At 69.1% G+C, this 23,110-nt stretch carries 19 protein-coding genes; 11 read left to right on the top strand and 8 right to left on the bottom strand.

Going from position 1 to position 23,110, the window contains the following annotated elements; genetic code table 11:
• Positions 1-87 precede the first annotated feature (87 nt).
• Genes AVKW3434_RS08175 through AVKW3434_RS08165 form a run of 3 tightly spaced genes read left to right on the top strand, consistent with a single transcriptional unit; the run spans position 88 to position 2,255 of the window.
• Positions 88-786, top strand: a complete 699-nt coding sequence (locus AVKW3434_RS08175; protein ID WP_284405439.1) for an amino acid ABC transporter permease — start codon at positions 88-90, stop codon at positions 784-786.
• 15 nt (positions 787-801) lie between these two features.
• Positions 802-1,515 (top strand): amino acid ABC transporter permease, encoded by a 714-nt coding sequence (locus AVKW3434_RS08170; RefSeq protein WP_284405438.1) that lies wholly within the window; start codon positions 802-804, stop codon positions 1,513-1,515.
• Positions 1,512-2,255 (top strand): amino acid ABC transporter ATP-binding protein, encoded by a 744-nt coding sequence (locus tag AVKW3434_RS08165; protein WP_284405437.1) that lies wholly within the window; start codon positions 1,512-1,514, stop codon positions 2,253-2,255. Before AVKW3434_RS08170 ends, AVKW3434_RS08165 begins: the two co-directional genes overlap by 4 nt.
• Before the next feature lie 32 nt (positions 2,256-2,287).
• Here the strand turns inward: AVKW3434_RS08165 and AVKW3434_RS08160 are convergent, their stop codons facing one another.
• The 6 genes from AVKW3434_RS08160 to apbC all read right to left on the bottom strand — a co-directional run bounded on the left by AVKW3434_RS08160 (position 2,288) and on the right by apbC (position 13,064).
• Entirely contained in the window at positions 2,288-4,810 is a 2,523-nt protein-coding gene (locus AVKW3434_RS08160; RefSeq protein ID WP_284405436.1) for an ABC transporter permease, read from the bottom strand.
• A 172-nt stretch (positions 4,811-4,982) separates the two neighbouring features.
• Entirely contained in the window at positions 4,983-6,149 is a 1,167-nt protein-coding gene (gene fdhD, locus AVKW3434_RS08155; protein WP_284405435.1) for a formate dehydrogenase accessory sulfurtransferase FdhD, read from the bottom strand.
• On the bottom strand, positions 6,146-8,491 hold the full coding sequence (locus tag AVKW3434_RS08150; protein ID WP_284405434.1) for an FdhF/YdeP family oxidoreductase: 2,346 nt from the start codon (positions 8,489-8,491) through the stop codon (positions 6,146-6,148). The genes fdhD and AVKW3434_RS08150 overlap by 4 nt, the downstream gene beginning before the upstream one ends.
• Positions 8,492-8,599: 108 nt before the next feature.
• Positions 8,600-10,126 carry a methyl-accepting chemotaxis protein gene (locus AVKW3434_RS08145; RefSeq protein WP_284405433.1) on the bottom strand — a complete coding sequence of 509 codons (1,527 nt, stop codon included), beginning with the start codon at positions 10,124-10,126 and terminating at the stop codon, positions 8,600-8,602.
• Positions 10,127-10,138: 12 nt separating this feature from the next.
• Positions 10,139-11,779, bottom strand: coding sequence for an OFA family MFS transporter (locus tag AVKW3434_RS08140; RefSeq protein WP_284405432.1), 1,641 nt, complete (start codon positions 11,777-11,779; stop codon positions 10,139-10,141).
• A gap of 193 nt (positions 11,780-11,972) precedes the next feature.
• Positions 11,973-13,064 carry an iron-sulfur cluster carrier protein ApbC gene (gene apbC, locus AVKW3434_RS08135; RefSeq protein ID WP_284405431.1) on the bottom strand — a complete coding sequence of 364 codons (1,092 nt, stop codon included), beginning with the start codon at positions 13,062-13,064 and terminating at the stop codon, positions 11,973-11,975.
• A gap of 134 nt (positions 13,065-13,198) precedes the next feature.
• On the opposite strand from apbC, the gene AVKW3434_RS08130 reads away from it, so the two are divergent.
• The 6 genes from AVKW3434_RS08130 to AVKW3434_RS08105 all read left to right on the top strand — a co-directional run bounded on the left by AVKW3434_RS08130 (position 13,199) and on the right by AVKW3434_RS08105 (position 20,413).
• A complete protein-coding gene (locus AVKW3434_RS08130; RefSeq protein WP_284405544.1) occupies positions 13,199-13,780 on the top strand; it encodes a restriction endonuclease in 582 nt (193 codons plus the stop codon).
• A 40-nt stretch (positions 13,781-13,820) separates the two neighbouring features.
• Positions 13,821-15,077 (top strand): patatin-like phospholipase family protein, encoded by a 1,257-nt coding sequence (locus AVKW3434_RS08125; protein WP_284405430.1) that lies wholly within the window; start codon positions 13,821-13,823, stop codon positions 15,075-15,077.
• Between the two features lie 46 nt (positions 15,078-15,123).
• Positions 15,124-16,551, top strand: a complete 1,428-nt coding sequence (locus AVKW3434_RS08120; protein ID WP_284405429.1) for a hypothetical protein — start codon at positions 15,124-15,126, stop codon at positions 16,549-16,551.
• A 99-nt stretch (positions 16,552-16,650) separates the two neighbouring features.
• Positions 16,651-18,720 carry a methionine--tRNA ligase gene (gene metG, locus AVKW3434_RS08115; protein WP_284405428.1) on the top strand — a complete coding sequence of 690 codons (2,070 nt, stop codon included), beginning with the start codon at positions 16,651-16,653 and terminating at the stop codon, positions 18,718-18,720.
• 262 nt (positions 18,721-18,982) lie between these two features.
• Positions 18,983-19,921, top strand: a complete 939-nt coding sequence (locus AVKW3434_RS08110; RefSeq protein WP_284405427.1) for a hypothetical protein — start codon at positions 18,983-18,985, stop codon at positions 19,919-19,921.
• 18 nt (positions 19,922-19,939) lie between these two features.
• Positions 19,940-20,413 (top strand): DUF1240 domain-containing protein, encoded by a 474-nt coding sequence (locus AVKW3434_RS08105; protein ID WP_284393471.1) that lies wholly within the window; start codon positions 19,940-19,942, stop codon positions 20,411-20,413.
• Positions 20,414-20,531: 118 nt separating this feature from the next.
• Here the strand turns inward: AVKW3434_RS08105 and AVKW3434_RS08100 are convergent, their stop codons facing one another.
• On the bottom strand, positions 20,532-21,206 hold the full coding sequence (locus AVKW3434_RS08100; protein WP_372588228.1) for a YitT family protein: 675 nt from the start codon (positions 21,204-21,206) through the stop codon (positions 20,532-20,534).
• A gap of 92 nt (positions 21,207-21,298) precedes the next feature.
• Positions 21,299-21,826, bottom strand: a complete 528-nt coding sequence (locus tag AVKW3434_RS08095; protein ID WP_272564985.1) for an outer membrane protein assembly factor BamE — start codon at positions 21,824-21,826, stop codon at positions 21,299-21,301.
• A 119-nt stretch (positions 21,827-21,945) separates the two neighbouring features.
• On the opposite strand from AVKW3434_RS08095, the gene AVKW3434_RS08090 reads away from it, so the two are divergent.
• Together AVKW3434_RS08090 and AVKW3434_RS08085 are read left to right on the top strand one after the other, a co-directional pair.
• Entirely contained in the window at positions 21,946-22,149 is a 204-nt protein-coding gene (locus AVKW3434_RS08090; protein ID WP_272564986.1) for a DUF3460 family protein, read from the top strand.
• A 71-nt stretch (positions 22,150-22,220) separates the two neighbouring features.
• Positions 22,221-23,081: a segregation and condensation protein A gene (locus AVKW3434_RS08085; protein WP_272564987.1), complete on the top strand. Its 861-nt coding sequence runs from the start codon at positions 22,221-22,223 to the stop codon at positions 23,079-23,081.
• The last annotated feature ends 29 nt before the right edge of the window (positions 23,082-23,110 follow it).

Below are 23,110 nucleotides of genomic sequence, written 5' to 3'. Positions count from 1 at the left end.
GCCACCGTGATCCCGCCACCCGGCGGCATGCCGCCGCCGCGCACGCCCCTCATCCTGCGTGCGGTGTTTTCCGAATGACTGGCGTGCATGCCTTTGTTTGACTATTCGTTGCTGCTGAGCGGCAAATACCACCTCATGATGGTGGGCGGCCTGCTGCTGTCGCTGCAATTGCTGGCGGTTTCACTCGCGCTCGCCCTGCCCCTGGGGCTGGCCGTCGCGCTGCTGCGCCTGGCGCCCGCGGCGCCCTTGCGCTGGGCCGGCTTTGCCTTCGTGGAAGGCATGCGCAACGTGCCGCTGCTGGCGCACATGCTGTTCTGGTACTTCGGCGCGCCCGAACTGCTGCCCGAATCGGCCAAGCAGTGGCTGTACGACAGCGGCCATGCCGAAGCGGCCGCGGCCGTTGTCGCGCTGTCGCTGTACACCGCGGCCTTCATGGCCGAGGACATCCGCAGCGGCATCCGCGCGGTGTCCACGGTGCAGATGGAGGCGGGGCGCGCCCTGGGGCTGGGGTTCCTCGCCACCATGCGGCGCGTGGTGCTGCCGCAGGCGCTGCGCGTGACCGTGCCGCCCCTCATCTCGCAGGCGCTCAACCTCTGGAAGAACACCTCCATCGCCACCGTGATCGGCGTGGCCGAACTCATGTACCAGGCGGCCAAGGTGGAAAGCGCCACGTTCCGCAGCATCGAGGCGTTCGCCTTCGCGAGCGCCGCCTACCTCACGGTGTCGCTGCTCATCACGGGCCTGGCGAGCTGGTACCACCACCGCTACCCCGTGCGGACGGTCTGAACCTTTCCCAAAAAAATGCGCGAACTTTTCGACACCTACTGGCTGTACTTTCTCGTCGGCCAGTACCCCAATGGCCCGCTGGGCGGCCTGGCGCTCACGCTGCTGCTGGCGGCGGGCGCCCTGCTGCTGGCGCTGCCGCTGGGCGTGCTGTTCGGCCTGGCCCGCGTGAGCCCGTGGCGCTCGGTGCGCTGGCCGGTCACGGCCATCGTCTTCGTGGTGCGCGGCACGCCGCTCCTGATGGTGGTGTTCTGGGCCTATTTCTTCCTGCCCAGCGTGACGGGGGTGAAGACCGACCAGTTCACCACCATGCTGGTCGCGCTCGTGGTGTTCAACGCGGCCTACCTGGCCGAGATCGTGCGCGCCGGCATCCGGGGCCTGCCGCGCGGGCAGATGGAATGCGCCCGCGCCCTAGGCCTGTCGTACCCCCGCGCCATGCGCCGGGTGGTGCTGCCTCAGGCACTGCGCAACATGCTGCCTTCGCTGGTGAACCAGTTCGTCGTCACCATCAAGGAGACCTCGCTGGGCTACATCATCGGGCTCACGGAGGTGGCCTTCATCGCCACGCAGATCAACACCCAGGTCTTCATCCGCCCGGCCGAAGTGTTCGGCATCCTGGGCCTGACCTATTTCGTGCTGTGCTTCGGCCTGTCGCGCCTGGCCTACGCGCTGGAGCGCCGGCTGGCGCGGCGCGCGGCCCCCTCCTCTGCTTCCGGACTCCGAACGACATGATCGAACTGCACGACGTGAACAAGTGGTACGGCAGCTACCACGCCCTGGTGGACGTGACCGAAACCATCGCCCAGGGCGAGGTGGTCGTGGTGTGCGGACCTTCGGGCTCGGGCAAATCCACGCTGATCCGCACGCTCAACCGGCTCGAACCCATCCAGGGCGGTCGCATCCTGATCGGCGGGCAGCCCATCCACGGGCCGGGCGTGGACGTGAACGCGCTGCGCTCGCGCATCGGCTTCGTGTTCCAGCAGTTCAACCTGTTTCCGCACCTGTCGGTGCTGCACAACTGCACGCTGGCCCCCATCCAGTTGCGTGGCCTGTCGCGCCAGGCGGCCGAGCAGCGGGCCCTGGCCCTGCTGGACCGCGTGGGCCTGGCGCACAAGGCGCAGGCATGGCCCAGCGAACTCTCGGGCGGCCAGCAGCAGCGCGTGGCCATCGCCCGCGCCCTGGCCATGGAGCCGCCGCTGATGCTGTTCGACGAGCCCACCAGCGCGCTGGACCCCGAGATGGTGGGCGAGGTGCTGGTGGCCATGCGCGATCTGGCCGAGGGCGGCATGACCATGGTCTGCGTGACGCACGAGATGGGCTTTGCCCGCGAGGTGGCCGACCGCGTGCTCTTCATGGACGAAGGCCGCGTGCTGGAGCGCGCCACGCCGGCCGACTTCTTCGGCCGCCCGCAGCACCCGCGAGCGCAGCAGTTCCTGTCGGACATCCGCACGCCGTTCGCGCGGGCGGCATAGCGGCGCCGCTGCGCTGTTCAGGCTCTCTTGCGCTACTCCGCCGCGCGGCGCAGCGTCTCCACCACCGGGCGGCGCAGCACATCGCGCAAACCCCACCAGCCCGCGGCCAGCGCCAGCACGGCCCCGGCCAGTGCGCCGATGATCGGTACCCACGGCGTGGCCGTCCAGGCGAAGTCGAACACGTAGCGCGCCAGCGCCCAGCCCACCGCCACCGCCACCACGCTGGCGAGAAAGCCTGCCAGCAGCCCCACGCCGGCCAATTCGGCCCGCTGCACCTGTCGCAGCAGGCTGGCGCGCGCGCCCACGGCCCGCATGATGGCGAACTCGCGCGCCCGCTCCTCGCGCGTGGCCGTCACGGCGGCGAACAGCACCACCAGCCCCGCGGCCAGCGTGAAGCCGAAGAGGAACTCCACCGCACGGATCACCTGCGCGAGCACGCCCTGCACCTGGGCCAGCGTGGCGCTCATGTCCACGTTGGTGATGTTGGGAAAAGCCCGCACCAGCGTGTTGTCGAAGCCCGGCGTGGCCGGAGCGCGGTACGCCGCCAGATAGGTCACCGGCAGCTCGGGCGGCAGCTGGCCCACCGTGTACATCACGAAGAAGTTGGCGCGCAGCGAGCCCCAGTCCACCTTGCGCAGGCTGGTGACGCGCGCCTCGCTCATCACCCCGCCGATGTCGAAGCGCAGCGTGTCGCCGAGTTTGAGGCCCAGCGTCTCGGCGATGCCGTCCTCCACGCTCACCGCATCCTTCTCGCCCGGCGTCCATCGGCCGGCCACCACGGGGTTGTGGGTGGGCGCCTGCTCGGCGTTCGACAGGTTGAACTCGCGGTCCACCAGGCGCTTGGCGCGGTCGTCGGTGTAGTCGGCCGGGCCCACCTCGCGCCCGTTGATGGCCACCAGCCGGCCGCGGATCATGGGGTACCAGTCGTACTGCGACACGCCGCCGTCGCGCAGCGCTTTCTGAAAAGCCTCCGACTGGTCGGGCATGACGTTGATCACGAAGCGGTTGGGCGCATCGGCCGGGGTGGAGCGCTGCCAGCTTTCGACAAGGTCGGTGCGCAGCAGCACCAGCAGCACCAGCGCCAGCAGCCCCACCGCGAGGCTGCTGACCTGCACCACCGCATACACCGGCCGGGCCGAGATCTGCCGCGTGGCCAGCACCAGCCAGCGCGGGGCCGTGGCCTCGTTCACGCTGCGGCGCAGCAGCTTCACCGCGCCCCAGGCCAGTCCGGCGAACAGCAGCACCGCCCCCGCGAAACCGCCCACGGCGATCAGTCCCAGCTTCAGGTCGCTGCTGACCGCCAGCAGCAGCGCGGCGAACCCGGCCACGCCCACGCCCAGCACCGCCAGCGACGCGGGTTTCAGGCCGCCCAGGTCGCGCCGGATCACGCGCAGCGGCGGCACCTGCGACAGCTGCAGCACCGGCGGCAGCCCGAAGGCGAACATCAGCGTGAGGCCCATCCCGAGGCCGAACGCCACCGGCCACAGGCTGGGCGCGGGCAGCGCCGTTTCCACCAGCCCCGCCAGCAACAGCACAAACACGTGGTGCACGGCGTAGCCCAGCAGCACGCCCAGTGCGCTGGCGAACAGCCCGATCAGCGCGAACTCGACCACGTAACCGCCCGCGATGGTGCGCTGGCTCTGACCCAGCACGCGCAGCAGCGCGGCGGCATCGAGGTGCTCGTTGGCAAAGCCGCGCGCCGCCAGCGCCACGGCCACCGCCGACAGCAGCGCCGCGAGCAGCGCCACGAGGTTGAGGAATTTCTGCGCCCGGTCCAGCGTCTGGCGCATCTCGGGGCGGCCGCTGTCCAGCGACTCCACGCGCACGCCGTGCACCTCGGGGGCCTTCACCGCCTCGGCCGCCCAGTCGCCGAACTGCTGGACCGCCCGCGCCTCGCCCGCCACGGCGAAGCGGTAGGTGAGCCGGCTGGCCGGCTGCACCAGCCCGGTGGCGGGCAGGTCCAGCGCATTGACCATGACGCGCGGCGCAAAGCTCATGAAGCCCGCGCCCCGGTCAGGCTCGATGGCGATGATGCGGGCAATGCGCAACTGCGCGTCGCCCAGCAGCAGCGAATCGCCCATCTGCAGGCCCAGCGAGCCCAGCACCGGCGCATCCACCCACACCTCGCCGGGCGCCGGAATGTCGCGCGTGGCCCGCGCGGGTGCACCGGGCGCCTCCGCCACCTGCAGGCTGCCACGCAGCGGGTAGCCCGGCTCCACGCTTTTGAGCGCCACCAGCCGGCTGGCGCCGCCCTGCGCATCGCTCGCGCGGCCCATGGTGGGAAAGCCCAGCGTCGTCACCGTGGACAGACCCGCGGCCTTCGCCCGTTCGACGAACGCCGCCGGCGTGGGGTTGTCGCTGGCCACCACCACATCGCCGCCCAGCAGCTGCAGCGCATCACGCTGCAATCCGCCCTGCAGCCGATCGGCAAAGAACCCCACCGAAGTAAGGGCCGCCACGGCCAGCGTGACCGCCACGATGAGAAGGCGCAATTCGCCAGCCCGCAGATCGCGCCACAGCGTGCGCCAGCCAATTCGGAAGAAGGACAGATTCATGGGGAGCGACGTTAGCGCAAATGGGTTGGGCTTCGGGTGGGAAGGGGCTCAGGGCGAGGGGATTTGGAATTTCGCGGCGCCCAGGGTGGATTTGACCCAAACCTTCGACAGTGCAAGGCTGGTAGCTTGCCAAACCGGTAGCTGTCGGCTGGCTCCATGACTCCCCTTCGCTCTACCCTTGCGCGCCCCCGTACCGCACCGCCCGCGGCGGGCGGCACAGCCCCCACAGCGTGATGCCGGCCTGCTGCGCCAGGTCGATGGCCAGCGAGGTCGGGGCCGACACGGCGGCCAGCAGGGGAATGTCGAGCCGGGCGCATTTGCGCACCAGCTCGTAGCTGGCGCGGCTGGACATGACGACGAAGCCGTCCTCCCCCAGCCGGCCCTGCGCGGCCAACTGGCCGATGAGCTTGTCGAGGGCGTTGTGGCGGCCCACGTCTTCGAGCAGGTCGGTCAGCTCGCCGCCTGGCGTGGCCCAGCCGGCGGCATGGACGGCGCCCGCAGCGGCATTGAGCGACTGCCGCGCGGGCATGGCGGCCACGGCGCGCAATATCGCGTCGGCAGGCAGCGCACCGGCCCAGGCGCGCTCGGTGACGCGTTCGGGCACCAGGTCCAGCGCCTGCAGGCTGTCGATGCCGCACACGCCGCAACCCGTGCGGCCCGCGAGCGAGCGGCGCTTGTCTTTCAAGCGCGCGAAGCAGCGTGCCGTGATGTCCACCCGCACCTCGCACGCGGTGGCCGTACCGGCCGGGACCCCGGCGGGCGCCTCCAGCGCATGCACCTCGATGCCGTGGCAGTCGCCCGGCTGGTCGATGATCCCCTCGCTCAGGGCGAAGCCGAGGGCGAAGGCATGCAGGTCGGCGGGCGTGGCCATCATCACGGCGTGCGAGAGGCCGTTGAACACCAGGGCCACCGGTACTTCGGCGGCCACCGCGTCGTCCTCCCAAGCCGCAGGCACAGCACCCGGCGGGCAGGGATGGCGCTGCACGCTGCGGGTGGCCAGCGGCGTGGGCAGGGGGCGGCCTTCGTCGTCCAGGCCCTCGGGGCCGGAAGATTCTTGCGCCCCTCGCATGCTCGCGAGTTGCTGGCGCCCCGCATCGGTCAGCCAGGCCAGCCAGCGGCTGTCGTCCTGCGCCACGCGCACCCAGCCGGGGCCCGGCTGGCCGCCCACGGCCGCGCCGCTCAGCAAGTGCAGCCCGCGCAGCACGGCGCTGCCGGGCAACCCCAGGTGCTTGGCCAGGCGCGGCATGGAGACGCCCTGCGGATCGTCCAGTTCGACCAGCGCCGAAAGCAGCGCGGGCGAGAGCCCGCCGTCATGGCCCACCGGCACGGACGGCGTCAAATGGCCGCCACGGCTGCGGGCTCCGCGGCGGCGGCCGTGTCTGCAGCGTCTGCCGCCCCGGCCGCATGCGGCACCAGCACCACGGGGATCGACTTGGAGGTCGGCGTGCCCGCGTTCAGCGCCACCGACGACAGGGGCACGAGCGGATTGGTCTCGGGGTAGTAGGCGGCGAGGTTGCCGCGGGGAATGTCGTAGGCCACGAGCTTGAAGCGGTCGGCGCGGCGCTCCTGGCCGTCGCTCCACACGGTCTGAATGTCCACCCAGTCGCCGTCCTTCAGGCCGAGGGACCGAATGTCCTCCTCGTGGATGAACACCACGCGCCGCTGGCCGAACACGCCGCGGTAGCGGTCGTCGTGGCCGTAGATGGTGGTGTTGTACTGGTCGTGCGAGCGCGTGGTGAGCAGCGTGAACACGACGGTGTCGCGCCGCAGCGCGCGGGCCTGGTGCGAGGGCGTGTCCACCGGCACGGGGTGGGCGACGAAGCTGGCCTTGCGGCCGGCCGTGGCCCAGACGCGCTCACTGGCGGTGTTGCGCAGCCGAAAGCCCCCGGGCACGGCCACGCGCTGGTTGAAGTCCTTGAAGTCGGCGAACACGGCTTCGATCTTGTCGCGGATGCGGGCGTAGTCCTCGATGAGCCACAGCCACGGGGTGCGGCTGCGCCCGCCGATCGTGGCCGCGGCCAGCCGCGCGACGATGGCGGGCTCGGACAGCAGCTGGTCCGAGGCCGGCGGATTGATGCCCATGGACAGGTGCACCATGCTCATCGAGTCCTCCACCGTCACGCCCTGCGGGCCGCCAGCCTGCATGTCGATCTCGGTGCGGCCCAGGCACGGCAGGATGAGCGCCTCGCGCCCGTGCACGATGTGGCTGCGGTTGAGCTTGGTGGTCACGTGCACCGTCAGGTCGCAGCGGCGCAGCGCCTTCCAGGTCTCGTAGGTATCGGGCGTGGCGGCGGCGAAGTTGCCCCCCAGGGCGAAGAACACGCGCCCCTTGCCGTCCAGCATGGCCTGGATGGCCTCCACCGTGTCGACGCCGGGCTCGCGCGGGGGCTCGAAGCCGAACACCTCCTGCAGCTTGTCCAGCAGCGCGGCCGGGGGCTTTTCCCAGATGCCCATGGTGCGATCGCCCTGCACGTTGCTGTGGCCGCGCACGGGACACGGGCCCGCGCCGGGCCGGCCGATGTTGCCGCGCAGCAGCAGCCAGTTGACGATCATCTGGATGGTGGCCACCGAGTGCATGTGCTGGGTGATGCCCATGCCCCAGCAGGCGATCACGCGCTGGGCGTTGCGGTACACCTCGGCCGCGGCGCGGATCTGCGCCTCGGGCAGGCCGGACTCCTCTTCGAGCAAAGGCCACGATTCGGCGCGCAGGTCAGCCAACAGGCCGTCGATGCCGGTGGTGTGCTCGGCGATGAAGGCATGGTCGAGCACGCCGCCGTCGCGGTCCTCGATCTCGATCAGGTGCTTCATCATCCCCTTGACCAGGGCCAGATCGCCCCCCACGCGCAGCTGGAAGTAATGCGTGCTGATGGGCGTGGAGCCCAGCGTGGCCATTTCCATCTTGTTCTGCGGGTCCTGAAAGCGCTCCAGGCCGCGTTCGCGCAGCGGGTTGAAGCTCACGATCTGCGCGCCGCGCTTGTGGGCCGCGCGCAGCTCGCCCAGCATGCGCGGGTGGTTGGTGCCGGGGTTCTGCCCGAAGATGAAGATGGCGTCGGCCTCCTCGAAGTCCTGCAGCGTGACCGTGCCCTTGCCCACGCCGATCTGCGGGCGCATGGCGCTGCCGCTGGGCTCGTGGCACATGTTGGAGCAGTCGGGAAAATTGTTGGTGCCGTATTCGCGCACGAACAGCTGGTACAGGAAGGCGGCCTCGTTGCTGGCGCGGCCCGAGGTGTAGAAGATGGCCTCGTTCGGGCTGGTCAGCGCGTTCAGGTGCCGGGCGATGAGCGCGAAGGCATCGTCCCAGCCGATGGGCACGTAGTGGTCGCTGGCCGCGTCGTACACCATGGGGTGGGTGAGCCGGCCCTGGTCTTCCAGCCAGAAGTCGCTCTGCTCGGCCAGGGCGGCCACCGAATGCTGCGCGAAAAGCTCCGGCCCCGCGCGGCGGGCGGTGGCTTCGGCCGCCACGGCCTTGGCGCCGTTCTCGCAGAACTCGAAGGTGGAGGCATGGTTGCGGTCGGGCCAGGCGCAGCCGGGGCAGTCGAACCCGTCGGGCTGGTTGGCCGACAACAGGGTCTTGGCCCCCTTGAGGGGAATGTCCTGGTACTGCAGCGCGCGGCCGACGGAGCGCAGCGCGCCCCAGCCGCCTGCCGGGCCTTTGTAGAACTCGATTTTCTTGTCGGTCATCGTGGTCTCCTGCTCATCGGCGAAACGAACGGCGAAAGGGGTGTGCTCCCGAGGGAGCGACCGGGTTGGACACCGCCGCGTGCGCGGCGTTCCGCAGCGACCACCATGCTAGGGCGTTTTGAAGGTGGCTGCCGCGTCGGCCAGGGCTGCGGCCTGCTCGCGCATGCGCAGGGCGGCGGCGGCAGCTTCCTCCACCAGCGCCGCATTCTGCTGGGTCATCTGCTCGATGCGGGCGACGCTCTGGTGGATGCCGTCGATGCCGCTGCTCTGCTGGCCGCTCGCTGCGGCAATGCCTTCGATCAGGTGCGTGACCTCGGCGATCGAGTGGGCAATGCCCTGCATGGACTGGCGCGCATCGTCCACCAGGCCGCCCCCCGCGTCCACCCGCTCGACCGAGGCGGCGATGAGGCTGCGGATCTCCCGCGCGGCGTCGCCCGAGCGCTGGGCCAGCGCCCGCACCTCGCCCGCCACCACCGCAAAGCCCCGGCCCTGCTCGCCCGCGCGGGCGGCCTCGACCGCGGCGTTCAGCGCCAGGATGTTCGTCTGGAAGGCGATGCCATCGATGATGCCGATGATGTCGCGGATGCGGTGCGCCCCTTCGCGGATGTCGCCCATGGTGGCGACCACCCGGTCCACCGCCGCGCCGCTCTGCTGGGCGGCCTGCGATACCGAGCCCATGAGTCCGTTCACGCGCCGCGCGTGCTCGGCGTTCTGCCCCACCGTGGCCGTGAGTTGCTCCAGCGCCGAGGCGGCGCTGTTGACCTCGCCGGCCTGCTGCTCCGTGCGCGTGGCCAGATCGCCGTTGCCGGCCGCGATCTCGCTGGTGGACAGGCGCAGCCCGTCCGCACCCCGCCGCACGTTGCCCACCAGCCCGGCCAGCCCCACGCCGATGCCGTTGATGGCCTGCAGCATCTGCCCCACCTCGTCGCGCCGGGCCACGTGCATCTGGGTGGTGAGGTCGCCGGCGGCGATGCGCTGCGCCGCCGCGCGCCCCTGCGCCACGGGCCGGGCAATGCCGCGCTGCACCATGCCGTAGATCGCCGCAGCCGCCAGCAGCGGCAGGCCCGCCACCACCGCCACCCAACTGGCAGGCAGCGGCGCCAGCACCAGCCAGGCCAGCGCCCACAGCGCGTACTGCACCGCCAGCACCAGCAGGGCCAGCCGGCCCGCCAGGTTCAACGCGGGAATCTCGCTGACATCCAGGCCCACGTAGAGCACGCCCACAACGTGGCCGGACGCATCGCGCACCGGGTCGTAACGGGTCATGTTCTGCCGGCCGAACACCGTGGCGTAGCCGGCATAGGCCCGCCCCGCGAGCAGGTTGGCATAGGCCGGGTGGGAGCGGTCGAGCAGCGTACCCACCGCGCGCTCGCCGTCCTGCTTGCGCACCGAGGTGGCGATGCGGACGAAGTCGTTGCCCTGGCGGGCGAACACGGTGGCGCGCACGCCGGTCTGCGCGGTGAAGCGGTCGGCCACCGAGAAGTCGCCGTTCAGCAGGCGCCCGGCGCAGCGCAGCAGCGGCGCCTGCGCGGCGCCGCCCTGCGGTGGCTCGAGCGTGAAGCTGCCGGCGTGCTCGGCGGCGAACCGCGCCGCGGCGGCGTTGATCCGCCGGTGAAGGGAGCCTGGCAGCACCATGGTGCCCGGCCCTTACTGGAAGAACTTGGCCGCGCTCACCAGGGTCTTGTAGATGCCCCAGACCAAGGGAATGCCCACCGCAGCCCAGGCGAACGCCACCAGCGCCGGGCTGGTGGAACTGCCGGCGCCGGTGCCCGAGCCCACCTCGGTCGCCAGCGATTTCTCGTGCGCGAGCTTTTTCTCGTGCGCCAGCTCTTCATCGGTCATGAACCACTTGTCGGCCAGAGGGCGCACCAGCAGGTTGGCGATCAGGCCGATGACCAGCATGCCCACCAGGATGTACATGGTCTGGTTGTAGACCTGCTCGCGCGGCAGGCCCAGGCCCAGCTGGTATTCGCGCATGTAGTTGACGACCACCGGGCCCAGGATGCCCGCGGTGGCCCAGGCGGTGAGCAGGCGGCCGTGGATGGCGCCCACGAACTGCGTGCCGAACAGATCGGCCAGGTACGCCGGCACCGTGGCGAAACCGCCGCCGTACATCGACAGGATGATGCAGAACGCCCCCACGAACAGCAGCTTGCTGCCGGCCCCGGCCGAGCTGGGAATGCTGGCGTACAGCAGGCCGCCCAGCACGAAGAACACCACGTAGGTCATCTTGCGGCCCAGCTTGTCCGACAGGCTGGCCCAGAAGAACCGGCCGCCGATGTTGAACAGCGACAGCAGCGCGGTGAAGCCGCCAGCCACGGCGGCGATGGCCGCCAGCTGCGCCTTGTCGAGTTCGCCGAATTTCTGCGGCACGCCGATGAGCGCGCCGCCGAACACCTCCTGCAGCATGGGTGAGGCCATGCCGATCACGCCGATGCCCGCGCTCACGTTCATGCACAGCACGACCCACACGAGCCAGAACTGAGGAATGCCCCACACGCGCTTCACGTGCACGTGGCGCTGCGTGATCATGGTGTTGGCGCTGGGCGGCGGCGGGGTCCAGCCGGCTGGCTTCCAGCCCGTGGCGGGCACGCGGTAGCCCAGGGCGCCGGCCATCATGAAGACGAAGTACAGGAGCGCCATCACCACGAAGGTCTGCATCACGCCCACGTCGGTGGGGGTGGAAAACCGCTTCATCAGGTCCACCGCGAGGGGAGAGCCGATCATCGCGCCGCCGCCGAAGCCCATGATGGCCATGCCGGTCGCCATGCCCCGCCGGTCGGGAAACCATTTGATGAGCGTGGACACCGGCGAGATGTAGCCCAGCCCCAGGCCGATCCCGCCGATGACGCCCGAGCCGAGGATCATCAGCCAGAACTGGTGCAGGTGGATGCCCAGCGCCGACAGCAGCATGCCGCCGCACCAGCACACCGCGGACACGACACCCGCCTTGCGCGGACCGGCGCGCTCCAGCCAGCCGCCCCAGATGGCGGCAGAGCAGCCCAGGAACACGAAAAACAGGGTGTACATCCAGCCCAGCGTGGCCACGCGCCAGTCGCAGCCGGAGGCGAACAGCTCCGCGAAGAAGCTCATGTCCTTGGGGCAGGCGGCGCCGGTGCCGGCCGTGGAGAGGGCCTTGGACAGCGGCAGCCAGAACACGGAGAACCCGTAAGCCATGCCGATGCAAAGGTGGATCGCCAAGGCCGCCGGAGGAACGAGCCACCGGTTGAAGCCGGGGCCGGCAATGATGCGTTCCTTGTCCAGAAAACCGGGTTGTGTGGATGACATGCCACTCCTCTCTGCTGTGCTCTTTCTCGACGTCCGCGCGCCACCCTGGCACGGGCTCTCGAACCAGTGTCAGCGCATTGCTTGAGCTACGTCAAGACACATTGCACACAACGCGACATGTTTTTCCGCGCTGTCAGGAAGCAGAAAGGACAGCAGTGCAGGCGAAGCCGCCGGTCGTCCGGCAGCGGCCGCCTCAGGTGGTCTTGCTGATGGAGATGGTGGGGAATTTCGACGAGAAATCCTTGGCCTGCTGCGCCACCTTGACCGCCACGTCGCGCGCCATCTTCTTGTAGATGCGGGACACCTCGCCGTCGGGGTCGGCCACCACGGTGGGGGTGCCGGTGTCGGCCTGCAGGCGGATCTGCATGTCCAGCGGCAGCGCGCCCAGGTAGGCCATGCCGTATTCGGCCGCCATGCGCTGGCCGCCGCCCTCGCCGAAGATGTGCTCGGCGTGGCCGCACTGGCTGCACACGTGCACCGCCATGTTCTCGACGATGCCCAGGATGGGCACGCCCACCTTCTCGAACATCTTGATGCCCTTCTTGGCATCCAGCAGCGCGATGTCCTGCGGCGTGGTGACGATCACCGCGCCGGTGATGGGCACGCGCTGGCTCAGCGTGAGCTGGATGTCGCCGGTGCCGGGCGGCATGTCCACGATGAGGTAATCCAGGTCCTTCCAGTTGGTTTGCCGCAGCAGCTGCTCCAGCGCCTGGGTGGCCATGGGGCCGCGCCAGATCATGGCCTGGTCGGCATCGATCAGGAACCCGATCGACATCACCTGCACGCCGTGGTTGCGCATCGGCTCCATGGTCTTGCCGTCGGCGCTTTCGGGCTTGCCCTCGATGCCGAGCATCATGGGCTGGCTGGGGCCGTAGATGTCGGCATCCAGCACGCCGACGCTGGCGCCCTCGGCCGCGAGCGCCAGCGCCAGGTTGGCGGCGGTGGTGCTCTTGCCCACGCCGCCCTTGCCCGAGGCCACGGCGATGATGTTCTTGACCTGCGGCAGCAACTGCACGCCGCGCTGCACCGCATGGGCGACGACCTGGCTGGTGATGCGCACCGCCACCTGCTCCACGCCGGCGACGGTCTGGGCCGCGGCGGTCAACTGGCGTTCCAGTTCGGGCACCAGGCTCTTGGCCGGGTAGCCCAGTTCGACGTCGAACGCCACGTCGCCACCGGCGATGCGCACGTTGCGCACCGCCCGCGCACTGACGAAATCCTTGCCGGTGTGCGGATCGCTTACGCTCGCGAGCGCCGCCAACAGCGCCTGTTCTGTGACTGCCATGCCAATAACTCCTTGAGGGGCCGGTAGTCTATTCCCTGATCTCCCAACCCCGCAGGGCCGAGGACAATGCACCGTTGCCGCGCCCGCCCACGCCTGCCCACCCGCTCAGCACAAGGATTCCCGTGAAATTCAAGATGGCCCCCAACTCCCTGTTCGCGATCCTGCTGCGTTCGCCCTGGTGGATCAGTTGGTCGGTGGCCGGTCTGATCGCGCTGGTGTGCGGCGCCCTGCTGCCCTCGCACATCGCCCCGTACGCCGCGGTGGGTGCCCTGCCGATCTTCGGCGTGGGCTGCCTGGCCGCCTGGCGCCAGTGGCGCGCGCCCAGCAGCGCGCGGGTGCAGGCCGTGCTGGGGCAGGCGGCGGAGATGCCCTGGCGCAGCTTTGCGGATGCGCTGGAGCGCGCCTGGCAGGCCGAGGGCTACGCCGTGCGCCGCCTCACCGGCCTGCAGGCCGATTTCCACCTGGAGAAAGCGGGCCAGACGGCCCTGGTGAGCGCACGCCGCTGGAAGGCCGCCACCCATGGCATCGAGCCGCTGCGCGACCTGCAGGCGGCCGCCCGGGCGCAGGACGTGCCGGCCAGCACCTACATCGCGATGCAGGGCACGGTGAGCGATAACGCCCGCGGCTATGCCCGCGAGCACGGCATCACGCTGATGGAGGGGGAGGCCCTGGCCGCCCTGCTGCTGAAGGCGCCCCGCACCGCAACCGCCCGGTGATCCAACCCCGGGTACGACCACCGATCCGCCGAGGCCCGCCATGCCCCCTTCCGCCGCTGCCCCCGCCGCCAAACCCGTCTCGCCCCGCCCCATCGGCCTGGTGCTGACCGGCGGCGGTGCCCGCGCGGCCTACCAGGTGGGGGTGCTGGAGGCGATCTCCGACCTGCGCATGGCGTGCGGCGCGGGGCGCGAACCCAACCCGTTTCCGATCATCACCGGCACCTCGGCCGGCGCCATCAACGCGGCCGCCCTCGCCTGCGGGGCGGACCAGTTCGACCGGGCCGTGCGCCGCATCGCCCGCGTGTGGCGCAATTTCCACGCGCAACAGGTGTACCGGGCCGACTCGCTGAGCGTGATGCGCAGCGGCGCGGGATGGCTCACCCTCATGTCGCTGGGCTGGCTGCTGGCGCGCTGGCGGCGCATGCGGCCGCGCTCGCTGCTGGACAACTCGCCGCTCACCGGCCTGCTCACGCAACTGGTGCCGCTGGTGCGGCTGCCCCGGCTGATCCACCAGGGGCACCTGCAGGCGCTGGCCATCACCGCCTCCAGCTACAGCTCGGGCGAGCACGTGACCTTCTTCGAGGCCGCGCAGGCGCAGCAGCCCTGGGTGCGCTCGCAGCGCAAGGCCACGCGCGACCGCATCACGCACGACCACCTGCTGGCGTCGTCGGCCATTCCGTTCGTCTTTCCCGCCACGGCGCTGGGCATCGACGGCCACACCGAATACTTCGGCGACGGATCGATGCGGCAGTCCGCGCCGATCGCGCCGGCCATCCATCTGGGCGCCGAACGCATTTTGGTGGTGGGCGCGGGCCGCATGCACGAACCGGCGGGCGAGGCGCTGCACAGCGACGCGCCGGCCTACCCGTCGCTCGCGCAGATCGCCGGGCACACGCTGTCCAACATCTTCCTGGACGCCCTGTCGGTGGATGTGGAGCGCGCCCAGCGCATCAACCAGACGCTGTCCCTCATCCCGCCCGAAGTGCGCGCGCACAGCCCCTTGCGCCCGCTGGAACTGCTGGTGATCGCGCCTTCGCAGCGCCTGGATGCGGTGGCCGCCCGCTACGTGGGCGAGCTGCCCCGCCCCATCCGCACGCTGCTGGGCGGCCTGGGCGTGACCTCCAACATGCAGGACGTGCGCGGCGCCGCGCTGGCCAGCTACCTGCTGTTCGAGGCCGGCTACACGCGCGAACTCATGGCCCTCGGCCGTGCGGACGCCCTGGCGCGCCGCAGCGAGATCTGCCGCTTCTTCGGCTGGGCCGACGCGGGCAACGCGGTGCGGGCGCCTGCCGTTTGAGCCCGCACACCCAGCCCGGAGTCACCCCTCCTGTCGGAGACAACCGATGCCCTTCGCGCCCCGCCCCCACTTCCCATCGGCCATCGCCCGCACGGCCCGCACCGGCCTGGCGGCGGCCGCGATCGCAGCGCTGACCGCCGGCTGCACGCATCCACCGGCCGGCCCAAAGGCGGCGGCTGGCGCTCCTGCTGCGGCGCTGCCTGCCGGGGCCGAAGCCCCACCCGCCCCCACCCCGTGCCCCAAAGGCCTGCCTGCCGCCGCCCGCTGCCTGAGCGGGCAGGACTCGGCCGGCGCCCACTACCTGATCGCCATCCCCGCGGACTGGAACGGCACGCTCGTGTTGCACGCCCACGGCGGCCCCACGCTCGGCGCGCCGCGCCTGTCGCGCACGGTGGAAGACCTGGAGCGCTGGGCCGTCGTGCCGCGCGCCGGCTACGCCTGGGCCGGCTCCACCTACCGCCAGGGCGGCGTGGCGGTGCATGCCGCGGCCGAAGACACCGAGCGGCTGCGGCGCATCTTCGTGCAGCACGTGGCCGCGCCGCGCATGACGCTGCTGCACGGCCAGTCCTGGGGCGCCAGCGTGGCCGCCGTGGGCGCATCGCTCTTCACCGACGACGGCCACGGCAAACGCCCCTACGACGGTGTGCTGCTCACCAGCGGCGTGCTGGCCGGCGGCAGCCGGGCGTACGACTTCCGGCTCGACCTGCGGGTGATCTACCAGGCGCTGTGCGCCAACCACCCGCTGCCCGCCGAAGCCCAGTACCCGCTGTGGATGGGCCTGCTGCCCGATGCCACGCTGAAACCCGCCGAACTGAAACGCCGCGTGGACGGTTGCCTGGGCCTGGACCGGCCCGCGGCGCAGCGCACGGCCGCGCAGCAGTCGCGCGTGCAAACCATCGTGCAAACCGTGCGCATCCGCGAAAGCGCCATCCACGGCCACCTGAACTGGGCCACCTGGCACTTCCAGGACATCGTGCAGCGGCGCACCGGCGGCGCCAACCCCTTCGGCAACCGGGGCGCGGTGTACACCGGCTCGAGCGACGATGCCGCGCTCAACCGCAGCGTGCAGCGCTACCGCGCCGATCCGCAGGCCGTGGCCACCTTCGCGCGCGACACCGACCCCGACGGGCGCATCCCGGTGCCGGTGCTGACCGTGCACGGCGTGGACGATCCCACCGCCTTCGTCGAGATGGAGGACAGCTTTCGCCGCACGATGGAGCGCGCCGGCACGGCCGGCCACCTGGTGCAGACCTTCACGGCCGACAAGTCCCACAGCTACCTGACCGATGCCGCCTATCCCACGCTGCTGGCGGCGCTCGGCCAGTGGGTGCGCGGCGGCCCGCCCCCCACGCCGGCGGGCATCGCCGCGCAATGCCCGGGCGTGCAGGCGACGTTCGGCGGCGAGTGCCGGTTCCTGCCCGGGTACCGGCCGCAGCCGCTGGAGCCCCGGGTGACGCCGCGCGAGCGGCCATGAGGCCCCTGCGGGCAGCCCAGGCCGCGCGGGCCGGGGCGAGCGCCTAAAATCCGCGGCTTGTCCGCGTTTTTCGCGGCCCACCCCGAACGCCCGCACCCGATGACCGCACGCAAGATCTTCGTCACCACCGCCCTGCCGTATGCCAACGGCAACTTCCACATCGGCCACATCATGGAATACATCCAGGCCGACATCTGGGTGCGGTATCAAAGAATGCAGGGCGCCCAGGTGAACTTCGTGGGCGCGGACGATGCCCACGGCGCGCCGATCATGATCGCGGCCGAGAAGGCCGGCAAGACGCCCCAGCAGTTCGTGGCAGACATCGCCGCCGGCCGCAAGCCCTACCTGGACGGTTTTCACATCGCTTTCGACAACTGGCACAACACCGACGCGCCCGAGAACCACGCGCTCGCCCAGCAGATCTACCGCGACCTCAAGGCCAACGGCCTCATCGAAACGCGCACCATCGAGCAGTTCTTCGACCCCGAGAAGAACATGTTCCTGCCCGACCGCTTCATCAAGGGCGAATGCCCCCGGTGCCACGCCAAGGACCAGTACGGCGACAACTGCGAGAACTGCGGGGCCGTCTATGCGCCCACCGACCTCATCCAGCCCTTCTCGGCGCTGTCGGGCGCCAAGCCGGTGCTGAAGAGCTCGGAGCATTTCTTCTTCAAGCTCTCCGACCCGCGCTGCGTCGATTTTTTGCAGGAATGGACGCAGAACGGCGTGCACGTGCAGCCCGAGGTGGCCAACAAGGTCAAGGAATGGTTCACCGTGCGCACCAATCCGGACGGCAGCACCAGCGAGGGCCTGGGCGACTGGGACATCAGCCGCGACGCGCCCTACTTCGGCATCGAGATCCCCGATGCGCCGGGCAAGTACTTCTACGTGTGGCTGGACGCACCCGTGGGCTACCTCGCCTCGCTCAAGAACCTGCTGGAAAAGCGCGGCGAAGACTACGAGGCCTACATGGCCGACCCGTTGCTTGAGCAGTACCACTTCATCGGCAAGGACATCGTCACCTTCCACACCCTGTTCTGGCCCGCCATGCTGAAGTTCAGCGGCCGCAAGACGCCCGACAAGATCTGCGTGCACGGATTTCTCACCGTGAACAACGGCGAGAAGATGAGCAAGAGCCGCGGCACGGGCCTGGACCCGCTCAAGTACCTGGGCCTGTCGATGAACCCCGAATGGCTGCGCTACTACATCGCCGCCAAACTCAATGGCCGCAACGAAGACATCGACTTCAACCCCGAAGACTTCATGGCCCGGGTCAACAGCGACCTGATCGGCAAGTTCGTCAACATCGCCTCGCGCGCGGCCGGCTTCATCGCCAAGCGCTTCGGCGGCCAGCTGGGCGCCATGAGCGGCGACGGCCAGGCCCTGCTCGCCACGCTGGCGGGCCAGGGCGGCACCATCGCCGAGGCCCTCGAAAAGCGCGACACCGCCCGCGCCCTGCGCGAGGTGATGCTGCTGGCCGACCGCGTGAACGAGTACGTGGACGCCAACAAGCCCTGGGAACTGGCCAAGCAGGAAGGCATGGACGCGCGCCTGCAGGACGTGTGCACAACCTGCATCGAGGCCTTCCGCGTGCTCGCCATCTACCTCAAGCCCGTGCTGCCCGCCCTGGCCGCGCAGGTCGAGGCCTTCCTGAACGTCGCGCCGCTGGCCTTTGCCGATGCGCAGACGCTGCTGGGCGCCGGCCACACCATCGGCACCTACCAGCACCTGATGCAGCGCGTGGACGTGAAGCAACTCGACGCCCTGTTCGAGCCGCCCGCGGCGCCCGAGCCCGAAAAGACCGTGCCCGGCGGCGAGGAGATCGCGCCCGCCATCACCATCGACGACTTCGCCAAGATCGACCTGCGCATCGCGCAGATCGTGAACTGCGAGCCGGTCGAAGGCTCGACCAAGCTGCTGCGCCTGACGCTCGACGTGGGCGAAGGCCGCCACCGGAATGTGTTCAGCGGCATCGCCAGCGCCTACCAGCCCGCCGACCTGATCGGCAAGCTCACCGTGATGGTGGCCAACCTCGCCCCGCGCAAGATGAAGTTCGGCATCAGCGAAGGCATGGTGCTGGCCGCCAGCCATGGCGATGAGAAGGCCCACCCCGGTATCCACGTGCTGGAGCCGTGGCCGGGTGCGACGCCCGGCATGCGCGTGCGCTGAGGGTATTGGCTGTCCAATCAACGCGACCTCCCGTGAAGATTGGACACGCTAGCGGCGCGGTGCTGTCGATGGCCGAATCCGGGCTGCTGTAGGGCCCTCACGGGCTGGGCTGCCGGGGTCACGGCCTGCCTGCCGACTCCAGCCCCCTCGCCGCGCAGCATCGCCAATTGATTAATCAATTAAATTACTTCAAAGTCACGTTTTCGCTTTTTCCGATTAGCATTCGCCCCCAATAAAAACGCGATCTCGAAGGGGGGATTGAATGAGCGCAGAACTCGCGGCCACGTTCTTCAACGTCGGCTACGGACAGACCTTGGCCCAGTCCATGGACAGGAACCAGGTGGACGTGCTGGTGCTGACCCAGGGCCAGTACATGAGCATCCTGCAGGACAAGGCCAGGCGCAATGCCGCCCTGGAATTCAACCTGCGCAAGATGCTGTCGCAGTCCACGTTCGGGCAGTATTGGCAGAAGGAATTCAGCCCGAATGCCAGCGAGCCGTGGGTCGGGCCCGTAGCGCAGGGGGCCAACGATGTGCTGGCCATCGGCAAGACGATGAATGCCATCGGCATGGCCGGCATAGGGACTTACATCAAGACCACGGCGACGGGCACGTACATCATCATCAAAGGCTATTCGGCGCGGCGCAGCGGCGCGTTGCAGGGCACGCGCTACTTGGCGACGAATCCCAAGATGCTGCAACTGGGACTCGGAATGAAGAGCCTGCAAGGCATTGCTAAGGGCGGCTTCATGCTGGGCGTGGTGGTGTCCACAGGGATCGAACTGATGGACTTCATGTTCAATGACGAGAAGACCATGTATGACCTCGTGGGCGGGATCGGGGTGGAGGCCGTCAAAGGCGGGCTTGGCGCTCTGATTGCGTATTCAATGGCTGCGGGCGTCGCCGGATCGGCTACGACAGTGGCGGTGCTTCCACTGGTCGTGATGGCCGTCTTTGCCGTTGGTGTGGGCATCGGGCTGAATGCTGTTGATCGACACTACGGTCTGAAGGACAAGGTGATCGCTGCCCTCAAATTGCTTCCTGAGCAGACCGCTCAAGGTATCTACTACATCGATACGAAATCCCAGTCATGGCAAAACGAACTCAGCGATGCAATGACTCAGAAAAAGACGCAAATGTGCCGTGCCATTGACCAGGGGGTCAAAGATTGGCTCTGTCGAATTTCTTGCGTTCGATATTAAGTAACACCTCCGCTACCCATGTTCGACGTCAAAAAAGTTCGCGCCACCTTGTTGTGGGGAATTCCTCTTTACCTTGGACTCATGGCAGGCTCATGCTTTGTAATCCGCTACGAAATCATCCCAACCGTTGTCGGCATAGCCACCTTGGCATCCGGAGTACGGATCGCACCCGCAGCACTGCTCGCCCCATTCATCGCGCTTATCTGCGCTTTAGCAATCATCCTGGGGACCATGCGCGCGATTCCTTGCAGCGACAAGTCCATCCAGCCAATGGAGCGTTTCTTCACGATCATCGTGCTCGCGAGCGGCGTGGCCTTGTTGCTCATTCCCGTGACCTCTCTGATCGTGCGCTTTTATATGCCCAGCCTGGGTTACTCGCTTTGTTCAGACCTTAAAGACAACCCCACCATGTGGTTCACCGATTGGGTGCGCGATCCTGCCTGGTGTGTCAGAGGCAAGAGCTTGGACTGGGTGAACCAGCAGGGGCGTTGATGCCATGCGATAAGACCGCACTGTGGACTGACCAGCGAGGCTCGCATTCCTGGTCACCGCAGGGATTTTTCGGGCGCGGCGCCCGCTGACTGAGCCGGCCTCGCCAGCCCACACAGCCTCAATGCCCCACGTACCTTCCCGGCCGGTGGCTGATCCATAAAAACCCGCTCATCACCACCACCGCCAGCACCGAATACGCCACCCGCTCGATCGGCACGATCACCAGCGCCAGCAGCACCACGGTGCAATCGATCGCCATCTGCACCTTGCCCGCGCGCACCCCGTAGCGCTGCTGCAGGTACAGCGAGACGATGGTGGCGCCGCCCAGGCTGGATTTGTGGCGCGCGAGGAACAGGCAGCCCGTGCCCAGCAGCAGCCCGCCCAGCACGGCGGCGAACAGCGGGTTCAGGTAGTCCACGTGCATGACGTGGGGAAACAGCTCCGTCAGCACCGACAGCAGCGCCACCGACAGGAACGTCTTGACGGTGAACTCCCGCCCCATGCGCGTCCAGGCGAACCAGTAGAACGGCAGGTTGATGGCAAAGAACAGCTTGCCGAACGAGATGTCGGTCACGTAGTGCAGCAAGAAGGCGATGCCCGCCGTGCTGCCGATGAGCAGCCCCGCCTGGCCGAACAGCATGAGCGCCATGGCCACGAACAGCGTGCCGGCGAAGAGCGCCTGCACGTCTTCGTAGTGCCCGTGGCGCAGCGACCCCATGGGGTACAGCGGCGCGGAAGGCGGCGGCGCGGCCTCGGCCGGGGGCGCAGGGGGTGGCAAGGGGGCTTCGGGCATGGCGGGGCGGATGGTTGTCACAGGCTACTCCAACACCGGCAGACCATGCAAACAACGCGCCAGCCCGCGCTGGCGGTGGTGCCGGCGCCGGGCTATCGCCCCTCGCGGATCTCCAGCGCGCTGCCGCTGCGCAGCACCCGGCCCTGGCCGTCGAAGTACACGGTGAAGATCATGGGCTGGTTGCCGCCGTCGTTCCAGCGCCAGTCCCAGGCGGTTTCGCCCTTGCGCTCGTAGGTCATGGCCTTCATGGGCTTGCCCAGGCGCCGGCGCACATCATCCATGGCCATGCCGGGCACGATCTGCTCGAAGTTGTGCGGCGCCAGCACCTGGCGCAGCGCGCTCATGCGGCCGTCGGGGCCGATGGTGATCATGTAGTTCTGGTGGCCGGCCGGCTGGCGGTTGTATTCGAAGGTGCGGGCGCCGCCCGGCTCGTCCCACACGCGCTCGGGCTCGCCGAAGCGCGAGCGCACGTCGGCCTCGGTGGAACTTCCCTCCTCCAGTTCGCTGATGCGTTGCGGATCGCAGCCGGCGAGCAGGGCCGCCAGGACGCCGAGCGTGCAGGCCAGGCCGGTGGCGCGCAGCGCCCGGGCCGCCGGGGCGCTCCATCGGGGGGTGTTCATCGGGGGTCCTTTCCGGGGCAGTGTCGGGGTCCGCACTGTAGCGCGCCGAGGCGGCGGCGCCCGGCCAAGGGCGGCGCCCGCTAAAATCGCCGCCTCCCTACAGTGACTGCACCACCGCCATGTCCTTCTTCCGCCGCCCCGACTACCAGTCCGACACCACCCAGTTCATCAACCAGCTCAAGACCGAGAAGCCTGAACTGGACGCGCAGCAGCAGGCCGGCCGTGCGCTGCTGTGGGACAAGCGCGTGGACCGCAGCCTCTGGGGCGAGTACGACGAAGCCAGCGTGCCGCAAAAGCCCTACGTCTACCAGACCCAGGGCTGAATCTCAGGCATCAAAATGCCATCCAGCGCAATAGCAACTAGCGCTGATAGCTATATTTTTAATAGCAAACGATGAGCACCGCCGCGGACAGGGCCTCCGCCCCCGCCCTGCCCGCCGGGGGTGCCGAGGGCGCCTCCCCCCAGGTCGTGGATGCGGTGGCGCTGGCGCGCCTGTATGGCGAGCCGCTGTTTGCCCTGCCGACCGACCTGTACATCCCGCCCGATGCGCTGGAGGTGTTCCTCGAAGCGTTCGAAGGGCCGCTCGATCTGCTGCTGTACCTCATCCGCAAGCAGAACTTCAACATCCTCGACATCCCCATGGTGGGCGTCACGCGCCAGTACCTGGTGTACGTGGACGAGATCCGCAGCCGCAACCTGGAGCTGGCGGCCGAGTACCTGCTGATGGCGGCCATGCTCATCGAGATCAAGTCGCGCATGCTGCTGCCGCCCAAGAAGCAGGAAGGCAGCGCCGAGCCCGAGGACCCGCGCGCCGAACTCGTGCGCCGCCTGCTCGAATACGAGCAGATCAAGCTGGCCGCGGCCGGCCTGTCGCGCATGCCGCAGTACGGGCGCGATTTCCTGCGGGCGCAGGTGCACATCGAGCAGAGCCTGCAGCCGCGCTTTCCCGACGTGCACGTAGCCGACCTGCAGGAGGCCTGGCGCGACATCCTGCGGCGCGCCAAGCTGGTGCAGCACCACCGCATCACGCGCGAGGAGCTGAGCGTGCGCGAATACATGAGCGCCGTGCTCAAGACGCTGCAGGGCCGGCGTTTCGTGGAGTTCGAGGAACTGTTCGAGCCCGAAAAAGGCAGCACCGTGCTGGTGGTGACCTTCATCGCGCTGCTGGAACTGGCCAAGGAAACCCTGATCGAGATCACCCAGGCCGAGGCGTTCGCGCCCATCTACGTGCGGCTGGCGTACACGCCGGTCTGAGCCGACGCCCTTCACCGCCACGGCCGGGC

Origin of the sequence: Acidovorax sp. SUPP3434, assembly GCF_030159015.1 — a bacterium.
Lineage (GTDB): Bacteria > Pseudomonadota > Gammaproteobacteria > Burkholderiales > Burkholderiaceae_C > Paracidovorax.
This window is presented reverse-complemented; position numbering and strand designations above follow the sequence as displayed.

Bases quoted from the DNA above. Each gene is read 5' to 3' on its own strand.
- AVKW3434_RS08160 (WP_284405436.1), bottom strand. From the start codon at position 4,810: ATGAATCTGTCCTTCTTCCGAATTGGCTGGCGCACGCTGTGGCGCGAT.
- apbC (WP_284405431.1), bottom strand. From the start codon at position 13,064: ATGGCAGTCACAGAACAGGCGCTGTTGGCGGCGCTCGCGAGCGTAAGC.
- AVKW3434_RS08125 (WP_284405430.1), top strand. From the start codon at position 13,821: ATGCCCCCTTCCGCCGCTGCCCCCGCCGCCAAACCCGTCTCGCCCCGC.
- AVKW3434_RS08120 (WP_284405429.1), top strand. From the start codon at position 15,124: ATGCCCTTCGCGCCCCGCCCCCACTTCCCATCGGCCATCGCCCGCACG.
- AVKW3434_RS08100 (WP_372588228.1), bottom strand. From the start codon at position 21,206: ATGCCCGAAGCCCCCTTGCCACCCCCTGCGCCCCCGGCCGAGGCCGCG.
- AVKW3434_RS08095 (WP_272564985.1), bottom strand. From the start codon at position 21,826: ATGAACACCCCCCGATGGAGCGCCCCGGCGGCCCGGGCGCTGCGCGCC.
- AVKW3434_RS08130 (WP_284405544.1), top strand. From the start codon at position 13,199: ATGGCCCCCAACTCCCTGTTCGCGATCCTGCTGCGTTCGCCCTGGTGG.
- AVKW3434_RS08165 (WP_284405437.1), top strand. From the start codon at position 1,512: ATGATCGAACTGCACGACGTGAACAAGTGGTACGGCAGCTACCACGCC.
- AVKW3434_RS08110 (WP_284405427.1), top strand. From the start codon at position 18,983: ATGAGCGCAGAACTCGCGGCCACGTTCTTCAACGTCGGCTACGGACAG.
- AVKW3434_RS08170 (WP_284405438.1), top strand. From the start codon at position 802: ATGCGCGAACTTTTCGACACCTACTGGCTGTACTTTCTCGTCGGCCAG.
- metG (WP_284405428.1), top strand. From the start codon at position 16,651: ATGACCGCACGCAAGATCTTCGTCACCACCGCCCTGCCGTATGCCAAC.
- AVKW3434_RS08090 (WP_272564986.1), top strand. From the start codon at position 21,946: ATGTCCTTCTTCCGCCGCCCCGACTACCAGTCCGACACCACCCAGTTC.
- AVKW3434_RS08150 (WP_284405434.1), bottom strand. From the start codon at position 8,491: ATGACCGACAAGAAAATCGAGTTCTACAAAGGCCCGGCAGGCGGCTGG.
- AVKW3434_RS08140 (WP_284405432.1), bottom strand. From the start codon at position 11,779: ATGTCATCCACACAACCCGGTTTTCTGGACAAGGAACGCATCATTGCC.
- AVKW3434_RS08105 (WP_284393471.1), top strand. From the start codon at position 19,940: ATGTTCGACGTCAAAAAAGTTCGCGCCACCTTGTTGTGGGGAATTCCT.
- AVKW3434_RS08145 (WP_284405433.1), bottom strand. From the start codon at position 10,126: ATGGTGCTGCCAGGCTCCCTTCACCGGCGGATCAACGCCGCCGCGGCG.
- AVKW3434_RS08085 (WP_272564987.1), top strand. From the start codon at position 22,221: ATGAGCACCGCCGCGGACAGGGCCTCCGCCCCCGCCCTGCCCGCCGGG.
- AVKW3434_RS08175 (WP_284405439.1), top strand. From the start codon at position 88: ATGCCTTTGTTTGACTATTCGTTGCTGCTGAGCGGCAAATACCACCTC.